The sequence below is a fragment of the Pinisolibacter aquiterrae genome (assembly GCF_019160155.1).
In the GTDB taxonomy this organism is placed as follows: Bacteria; Pseudomonadota; Alphaproteobacteria; order Rhizobiales; family Ancalomicrobiaceae; genus Pinisolibacter; species Pinisolibacter aquiterrae.
In genome coordinates this window covers 1-7,257 of sequence record NZ_JAFNIH010000050.1, presented here as the reverse complement: position 1 = coordinate 7,257, position 7,257 = coordinate 1, and the positions used below count along the sequence as shown (strand labels likewise).

The following is a 7,257-nucleotide window of genomic DNA, read 5'->3' as shown; positions in this document are numbered from 1 at the left end:
CCGAGCTCTACATCGCCTGCGGCATTTCCGGGGCGATCCAGCATCTGGCGGGCATGAAGGACTCGAAGGTGATCGTGGCGATCAACAAGGACGAGGAGGCGCCGATCTTCCAGGTCGCCGACTACGGACTCGTCGCCGACATCTTCACCGCCCTGCCCGAAATGGCCGAGGAACTCGCCAAGATCGGGCGTTGAGCCCCGCGACCACCCGAGGGAGACGGCCGATGGATCTGCGCTTCACCGACGACGAGATCGCCTTTCGCCGCGAGGTTCGCGACTTCCTGCGCGCCTCGGTGCCGGCGGCGATCCGCGCCAAGATGATCGAGGGTCGGAAGATCGATCGCGACGAACTGACCGCCTGGACGCGGACCCTGCACGCGCGCGGCTGGGCCGTGCCGCATTGGCCGGTCGAATGGGGCGGCACAGGCTGGGATCCGATCCGCCGGATGATCTTCCGCGACGAGATCCAGAGCTTTCCCGCGCCGGAGACGCTCTCCTTCGGCACGGCGATGGTCGGGCCGGTGATCTACACCTTCGGCTCGCAGGCGCAGAAGCAACGCTTCCTGCCGCGCATCGCCGATCTCACCGACTGGTGGTGCCAGGGCTTCTCCGAGCCCGGCGCCGGTTCGGACCTCGCGAGCCTGAAGACCCGCGCGGTGCGCGACGGCGACCATTGGGTCGTGAACGGTCAGAAGGCATGGACCACCCTCGGGCAACACGCCGACTGGATCTTCGTCCTCGCCCGCACCGATCCCAAGGCGAAGCCGCAGGAGGGCATCTCCTTCCTGCTCGTCGACATGAAGAGCCCGGGCGTGACGCTGGTGCCGACCCGCACCATCGACGGCGGATGGGAGATCAACGAGGTCTTCTTCGACGACGTCCGCGTGCCCGCCGAAAACCTCGTCGGCGAGGAGAACAAGGGCTGGGACTACGCCAAGTTCCTGCTCACCAACGAGCGCAACGGCCAGGCCCGCGTCGGCATCTCCAAGGCCCGCCTGAAGCGGATCCGCGAACTCGCCGACTTCCCGCCCGACGGGGCCGTGGCGCCCTTGCGCAATCCCGCCTTCCGGCGCCGGCTGGTCGAACTCGAAGTGGAGATGCGGGCGCTCGAGATGACGCAGTTGCGCGTCATCGCCGCCGAACGCGGCGACGGCAAGCCCGACCCGGCCTCGTCGATCCTCAAGATCCGCGGCTCCGAGCTGATGCAGGCCTCGAGCGAGCTGCTGATGGACGTGATGGGGCCGGCGGCGGCGATCGCCCACGGCGACGACGGCGACGACGGCGTCGACTGGACGCGCGGCGGCGCGGCCACCTACTTCAACCTGCGCAAGCTGTCGATCTACGGCGGATCCAACGAGATCCAACGCTCGATCATCGCCAAGGCCATCCTGGGGCTCTAGACGCCATGAACTTCGATCTCTCCGAAGAGCAGCGCCTGCTCGCCGACAGCCTCGCCAAATGGGCGGCGCGGTCCTACGACTTCGACCGCCGCCAGAAGATCTGCGCGACCCCCGAGGGTCGCTCGCCGGCGGTCTGGGCCGAACTCGCCGATCTCGGCCTCACCGGCCTCCCCTTCGCCGAGGCGGACGGGGGCTATGGCGGCGGGCCGGTCGAGACCATGATCGTGATGGAGGCGATCGGCCGCGCGCTGGTCACCGAGCCGTGGCTCGACGCCGTGGTCTTCACCGGCGCGCTGCTGCGTCACGGCGCCGACTCCGAACGACGCGCCGCGCTCGTCCCGGCGATCGCCGCCGGCGAGCTCCTGCTGGTCGCGGCGATCGGCGAGCCGCAGGCCCGTTGGACCCTCGCCGACGTCGCGACGCGGGCGACGCCGATCGCCGGCGGCTGGCGGCTCGACGGCGTCAAGACCCTCGTCCCCCACGGCGCGGCGGCCGACCGTTTCGTCGTCTCGGCGCGCACCGGCGGCGACCGCACCTCGCCGATCGGCATCGGCCTCTTCCTCGTCGATCGCACCGCGCCCGGCGTCTCGGTCGTCTCCCACGAGACCCACGACGGGGGACGCGTCGCCGACGTGCGTCTCGACGAGGTGACGGTCGCGGCCGAGGCGGTGATCGGCGATCCCGCGCGCGGCCTGCCGATCCTCGAACGGGCCACCGACGAGACGATCGCCGCCATCTCGGCCGAGGCGGTCGGGATCATGGACGAGGCGCTGAAGACGACGGTCGAGTATCTGAAGACCCGCGTCCAGTTCGGCCGGGCGATCGGCTCTTTCCAGGTGTTGCAGCACCGCGCCGCCGACATGTTCGTGGCGGTGGAACAGGCGCGGTCGATGGCGCTGTGGGCGACCATGTCGGTCGGCGAGGAGGACGTCGTCACCCGCCGCAAGGCGATGGCGGCGGCGAAGATCCAGGTCGCCAAATCGGCCCGTTTCGTGGGACAGCAGGCGATCCAGCTGCACGGCGGCATCGCCATGACCTGGGAATACAAGGTCGGCCACCTCTTCAAGCGCCTGACGATGATCGACAAGCGCTTCGGCGATCTCGACCATCATCTCGACTGGCTCGCCGCCACCGACGGACTGGTCGGCGCCGCCTGAGGTGCGCTGCGCCCCGGGGCGCGGCGTCGAACGCATCGCGTCGAACGGATCGGCGGGCGCCCCTCGGCGCCCGGCCTCACACCGCCTCCAACCCCGTCTTCAGCCGGTCGAGCAACTGATAGAGCTGGACCTGTTCGGCGTCGCTCAGCTCCGTCAGGGCGCCGGCGTAGAAGGCCTCGATCGGCACCTGCATCGAGGTCCACACTCGGTTGCCCTCGGCCGACAGGCGAATGAGGCGGGAGCGGCCGTCCTCCGGATCCTTGACCCGCTCGATCCACTCCCGCGCCTCGAGCCGATCGAGGACGGCGGTGAGGTTCTGCCGGCTGAGCAGCAGAAACTCGATCAGATCCTTCACCGACATGCCCTTCTCGTGCACCAGCGGCCGCGCCAGCGCGCCGAGGACGGCCCATTGCTGGGTCGTCGCGCCGAAGTCGCCCATGTGCCGGGTGCCGTTCTTGTGCATCAGGTTGGAGCATTGATAGAGCCGAAAGAACAAGCGGTTGGCCACTTCGAAGCGGATTCGTTCGGCACGGGGCGCGGGGCTCGTCATCGGTGGGACTCTCTGTCTCTGGCGTCGGGAGCGACCCGAAGGGCGGATTACGAGTGAATATATCAATGCATTGACATTATAAGAGATGTATCATAGCATTGATATATCGACCTCACAGGGAAGAAATGCACATGGCGGAATTCGAAGGAAAGACGATCGTCGTCACCGGCGGCGGTGGGGGTATCGGCGGGGCGACCTGCCGGCGTTTCGCGGCCGCGGGGGGCAAGGTGGCCGTCTACGACCGTGATCTCGCCGCCGCCGAACGCACCGTCGCCGAGATCGGCGCCGCCGGCGGCATCGCGCGCGCCTATGCCTGCGACATCACCGATCGCGCCGCGGTCGAGGCGGCGGTGGCCGCGACCGAGGCCGAGCTCGGCCCGATCGACGTGCTCGTCAACAACGCCGGCTGGGACGTCTTCAAGCCCTTCCTGCAGACGAACGCCGGCGACTGGGATCGGCTGATCGCCATCAATCTCGTCGGCGCGCTCAACATGCACCACGTGGTGCTGCCGGGCATGGTCGCGCGCAAGGCCGGGCGCGTGGTCAACATCGCGTCCGACGCGGCGCGGGTCGGCTCGTCCGGCGAGGCCGTCTACGCCGCCTGCAAGGCCGCGCTCGTCGCCTTCACCAAGACGCTCGCCCGCGAACACGCCCGCGACCAGATCACCTTCAACGTGGTCTGCCCGGGGCCGACCGAGACCGCGCTCTTCGAGGACTACAAGAAGGGCGCCGGCAATCCGGAGAAGCTCGCCGAGGCCTTCCGCCGCTCGATCCCGCTCGGCCGCATCGGCCAGCCCGAGGATCTGCCGGGCGCCATCCTGTTCTTCGCCTCGGACGCCGCCTCCTACGTCACCGGCCAGGTGATCTCGGTCTCCGGCGGCCTGTCGATGGTCGGCTGATCTCCGATCGGCTCCTCTCGGCGAAACGGGGTCCGGCGATCGGAGGATCGCGGGTCGTCGGAACCGAGGGACGAGGATCGGTGCGCACATGATCGGGGCCGGAAGACGAGCGCCTTGTGGCGCGAGAGCCGGCCCCGCAATGACACGAGCCGCCGGGGCGATCAAGCCTACCGAGACGGCCGAACGCGATCCGCGTCGAGCCGACGCGATCCCAGGGAGGGACGGGCGCCGGGTGTCGACCGTCCGCGAGACGAGTGGAGGGGACATGACGTCCATGCGGGCGGTGACGATCGTCGGTCACGGCGGCAACGAAGTGGTCGAAATCGGAGAGCGGCCGATCCCGGTTCGCGGCCGGGGGCAGGCGCTCGTGCGCGTGCGCGCCGCCGGCCTCAACCGCGTCGATCTCTACATGCGCGACAGCGGTGCCGGCATCACGCACGAGCTGCCGCAGATCATGGGCCTCGACGGCGCCGGAGAGGTGGTGGAGGTCGACGCCGACGAGACCCGTCTGAAGGTCGGCGACGCCGTGGTGATCCATCCCGGCATCGGTTGCGGCCGCTGCGAGTTCTGTCTCGCCGGCGAACACGTGCTCTGCACCTCGATGAAGTTCCTCGGCGAGCACCGCGACGGCACGCTCGCCGAATTCGTCTGCGTGCCGGTCGAGAACGTCTTCGCGAAACCGGCGACGCTCGACTGGGCCGAGGCGGCGGCGCTGTCGACGGCGCCGCTCACCGCGTGGCGCATGGTCTTCGGCAAGGCGGCGTTGAAGTCGCACGAGACGGCTCTGATCTTCGGCATCGGCGGCGCGGTCTCCGCCTCGGCGTTGCTCTTCGCCAAGATGATCGGTGCCCGCGCCATCGTCACCTCGCGCGACCCGGAGAAACTCGCCTGGGCCGAGACGCTCGGCGCCGATGCCGGCATCGACGGCGCGCGCGAGCCGATCTCGCGGCGGGTGATGGAACTCACCGGCGGACGCGGCGTCGACGTGGTGATCGAGAACGTCGGCGCGGCGGTCTGGGGCGAGGCCTTGAAGTCGCTGGTGCGGGGCGGGCGCATCGTCACCTGCGGCGCGACCTCGGGCGACATGCCACCGGCCGATCTGCGCCGGCTGTTCATTCGCCAGCTCCAGGTCTTCGGCTCGACCCACGGCAGTTTCGAGGAGTTCCGGGCCCTCCTCGCGGTCTGCGAGCGCGGCCTCTTCCGCCCGCCGATCGATCGCCGCTTCGCCTTCGCCGACGTGCATGCCGCGCTCGATCGGCTCGAGGCCGGACGGCAGTTCGGCAAGATCGTCGTCGACCAGGATCCGTGACAGGGGCCTCCGCTCCGCTCTCCATGAGGTTGCCAGGAATGACTTCCGCCCCCCGTGATCCCCAATCCCGACGCGTCACGCTCGACGTCGCCGGTCCGATCGCCACGGTGACGCTCTGCCGTCCGCCGATGAACGCCATCGACGACGCCATGTTGGCGGCGCTCAACGACGCCTTCGCCGTGGTCGAGGCGGATGCCGACGTCGCGGTGCTGCGCATCCGCTCGGATCAACGCGTCTTCTGCGCCGGGGCGGATCTGCGCCTCGTCGGCAGCCGCGTCGGCCATCAGGAAGGCGCCTCGGCGATGGTCGAGACGGTGCGTTCGTTCCACCGGACCTTCGACCGTCTCGCCGCCCTGCCCAAGGTGACCATCGCCGAGATCGAGGGCCACGCGCTCGGCGGCGGCCTGGAGCTGGCGCTCGCCTGCGACCTGCGCATCGCCGCCCATCACGCCAAGCTCGGCCTGCCGGAGGCCAAGGTCGGGCTCCTGCCCGGTGCCGGCGGCACCCAGCGACTCACCGCCCTCTGCGGCGCCGGCCTCGCGGCGCGGATCATCCTCTCCGGCGACCTCCTCGACGGCCGCGAGGCCGAGCGGGTCGGGCTCGTCCAATGGTCCGCCCATGCGGTCGACTTCGCCGAGGTGGCGAGCGGCGTGGCGAGCCGCGCCGCCGGCCTCTCGGCCGACGCGATCGCCGTCGCCAAGTCCTGCATCCGCATCGCCGACCGCATGTCGTCGGAGGGCGCGGAGGCGGAGATCGGCGGGATCGGCTCGTTGATGATGAAGCCCAGCACCGAGAGGCGCGTGGCGGACTTCCTGAGCCGGTGACGGGGACGATGAGCGACGGCGACGCCCCGCGACCGACGGTGAGCCTCGCCCGGGACGGGGCGGTGGCGATCCTCACGATCGACAATCCGCCGGTCAACGCCCTCTCCGCCACCGTGCGCGGCGGGCTCCTCGACGGCATCCGCCGCGCCGAGGCCGATCCTGCCATCGCCGCGACGGTGATCGTCTGCGCCGGACGGACCTTCGTCGCCGGCGCCGACATTCGCGAATTCGGTCGGCCACCGATCGATCCGGCCCTGCCGGTGGTGCTCGCGGCGATCGAGAACGCCGTAAAGCCGGTCGTTGCCGCCCTTCACGGCACGGCGCTCGGCGGCGGCTTCGAGCTGGCGCTCGCCTGCCACCGCCGTGTCGCCCAGGCCGGCGCCCGCGTCGGTCTGCCGGAGATCCGCCTCGGGGTGATCCCCGGCGGCGGCGGCACCCAGCGCCTGCCGCGTCTCGTCGGGGTCGAGCGGGCGCTCGAGACGATCCTGAGCGGCGAACCGATCGGGGCGGAGGTCGCGGCGGCCTGGGGCGCGGTCGACGAGATCGTGGCGGAAGGCGACGACCTGCGCGCCGCCGCCCTCGCCCATGCCCGCGCGGCGATCGCGGCGGGGGCTCGGCCGACACGGACCCGCGACCGCGAGGCGATGCCGCCGCGCGAGGCGGCGCGCGCGCTCCTCGCCGAGCGCCGCGCCGCGCTCGCCGCCGCCGACCCCCACGAAGTCGCCGGGCTCGCGGCGATCGAGGTGATGACGATCGGTCTCGAACGCGGTTTCGACGCCGGGCTCGCGGCCGAGCGCGCCGCCTTCGTCGCGCTGCGCGACAGTCCGCGCGCCGCCGCCGAGCGCGAAGCCTTCTTCGCCGCGCGGCGCAAGCCGTCCGCCTGAGCCGAGATCGCGCCGCTCGCGAGGGGCGAACTCCACGACGAAGGCCCGGACGTCGCCGTCCGGGCCTCGCGTCGTGTCTCATGGAGCATCGCGCCGAAGTGCGGGTGATCACATGTTGGGATAGTTCGGCCCGCCGGAGCCTTCCGGGGTCGTCCAGGTGATGTTGCCGTTCGGATCCTTGATGTCGCAGGTCTTGCAGTGGACGCAGTTCTGCGCGTTGATCACGAACGTGTCC

General features: G+C 70.5%; 9 protein-coding genes. 7 read left to right on the top strand and 2 right to left on the bottom strand.

Annotation, left to right across the window (positions count from 1 at the left end):
• The 3 genes from J3S89_RS19870 to J3S89_RS19860 form a co-directional block, all read left to right on the top strand.
• Positions 1-194: electron transfer flavoprotein subunit alpha/FixB family protein (locus tag J3S89_RS19870; protein WP_217930296.1), on the top strand; the 194-nt coding region annotated here is incomplete at its 5' end.
• Between the two features lie 29 nt (positions 195-223).
• Positions 224-1,399 carry an acyl-CoA dehydrogenase family protein gene (locus J3S89_RS19865; RefSeq protein ID WP_217930293.1) on the top strand — a complete coding sequence of 392 codons (1,176 nt, stop codon included), beginning with the start codon at positions 224-226 and terminating at the stop codon, positions 1,397-1,399.
• Between the two features lie 5 nt (positions 1,400-1,404).
• Positions 1,405-2,556 (top strand): acyl-CoA dehydrogenase family protein, encoded by a 1,152-nt coding sequence (locus J3S89_RS19860; RefSeq protein ID WP_217930284.1) that lies wholly within the window; start codon positions 1,405-1,407, stop codon positions 2,554-2,556.
• A gap of 76 nt (positions 2,557-2,632) precedes the next feature.
• Here J3S89_RS19860 and J3S89_RS19855 read toward each other — a convergent pair whose 3' ends face one another.
• On the bottom strand, positions 2,633-3,106 hold the full coding sequence (locus J3S89_RS19855) for a MarR family winged helix-turn-helix transcriptional regulator (protein WP_217930282.1): 474 nt from the start codon (positions 3,104-3,106) through the stop codon (positions 2,633-2,635).
• A gap of 131 nt (positions 3,107-3,237) precedes the next feature.
• Here J3S89_RS19855 and J3S89_RS19850 point away from each other — a divergent pair, with 131 nt between their 5' ends.
• From J3S89_RS19850 to J3S89_RS19835, 4 genes are all read left to right on the top strand, one after another.
• Entirely contained in the window at positions 3,238-4,005 is a 768-nt protein-coding gene (locus J3S89_RS19850) for a glucose 1-dehydrogenase (RefSeq protein ID WP_217930274.1), read from the top strand.
• 265 nt (positions 4,006-4,270) lie between these two features.
• The gene (locus tag J3S89_RS19845) at positions 4,271-5,314 is read left to right on the top strand and encodes a zinc-binding dehydrogenase (RefSeq protein ID WP_230489127.1); all 1,044 of its coding nucleotides are present in this window, start codon (positions 4,271-4,273) and stop codon (positions 5,312-5,314) included.
• Between the two features lie 38 nt (positions 5,315-5,352).
• A complete protein-coding gene (locus tag J3S89_RS19840) occupies positions 5,353-6,138 on the top strand; it encodes an enoyl-CoA hydratase/isomerase family protein (RefSeq protein ID WP_217930272.1) in 786 nt (261 codons plus the stop codon).
• 8 nt (positions 6,139-6,146) lie between these two features.
• Positions 6,147-7,022: an enoyl-CoA hydratase-related protein gene (locus J3S89_RS19835; protein WP_217930270.1), complete on the top strand. Its 876-nt coding sequence runs from the start codon at positions 6,147-6,149 to the stop codon at positions 7,020-7,022.
• 108 nt (positions 7,023-7,130) lie between these two features.
• Here the strand turns inward: J3S89_RS19835 and J3S89_RS19830 are convergent.
• Positions 7,131-7,257 (bottom strand): 4Fe-4S dicluster domain-containing protein (locus J3S89_RS19830; RefSeq protein ID WP_217930298.1); only part of this gene is annotated, 127 nt, incomplete at its 5' end.

Excerpts from the sequence above, each read along its gene's own strand:
- J3S89_RS19835 (WP_217930270.1), top strand. The coding sequence starts at position 6,147 with ATGAGCGACGGCGACGCCCCGCGACCGACGGTGAGCCTCGCCCGGGAC.
- J3S89_RS19845 (WP_230489127.1), top strand. The coding sequence starts at position 4,271 with ATGACGTCCATGCGGGCGGTGACGATCGTCGGTCACGGCGGCAACGAA.
- J3S89_RS19850 (WP_217930274.1), top strand. The coding sequence starts at position 3,238 with ATGGCGGAATTCGAAGGAAAGACGATCGTCGTCACCGGCGGCGGTGGG.
- J3S89_RS19840 (WP_217930272.1), top strand. The coding sequence starts at position 5,353 with ATGACTTCCGCCCCCCGTGATCCCCAATCCCGACGCGTCACGCTCGAC.
- J3S89_RS19855 (WP_217930282.1), bottom strand. The coding sequence starts at position 3,106 with ATGACGAGCCCCGCGCCCCGTGCCGAACGAATCCGCTTCGAAGTGGCC.
- J3S89_RS19865 (WP_217930293.1), top strand. The coding sequence starts at position 224 with ATGGATCTGCGCTTCACCGACGACGAGATCGCCTTTCGCCGCGAGGTT.
- J3S89_RS19860 (WP_217930284.1), top strand. The coding sequence starts at position 1,405 with ATGAACTTCGATCTCTCCGAAGAGCAGCGCCTGCTCGCCGACAGCCTC.